The sequence below is a fragment of the Rhizobium sp. PEPV16 genome (assembly GCF_008919455.1).
In the GTDB taxonomy this organism is placed as follows: Bacteria; Pseudomonadota; Alphaproteobacteria; order Rhizobiales; family Rhizobiaceae; genus Rhizobium; species Rhizobium leguminosarum_Q.
The window spans coordinates 18,723-19,072 of sequence record NZ_VSZV01000258.1 but is presented as its reverse complement, the minus strand read 5'-3'; the positions used below and the strand labels follow the sequence as shown (position 1 = coordinate 19,072).

Here is a 350-nt window from a genome sequence, read left to right as displayed (position 1 = left end):
CCGCCGGCAGCTTGATCTCGATCGTCTGCAGGCCGCCATCGACTTCACGGGTCACCTGAGCCTTGCCATCGCCGATCTCGATCTTCGAGGCGAAGGTCGCCTGGGCAACTCCCATCAACGCCGCCAGCATCTGGCCGGTCTGATTGCTGTCGTCGTCGATCGCCTGCTTGCCGACGATGATGAGGCCCGGCTGCTCAACGCCGGCGACAGCCTTGAGGATCTTGGCCACAGTGAGCGGCTCGATCTGATCGTCGGTCTCGACCAGGATCGCCCGGTCGGCACCCATGGCAAGTGCGGTGCGCAGCGTCTCTTCGGCTTTGGCAGGACCGATCGAGACGACCACCACTTCC

Annotated in this window: 1 pseudogene; it reads right to left on the bottom strand. The window is 64.3% G+C overall.

Going from position 1 to position 350, the window contains the following annotated elements:
- Window positions 1–350 (bottom strand): annotated as a pseudogene (locus FY112_RS37595) (electron transfer flavoprotein subunit beta/FixA family protein); the annotation flags it as partial.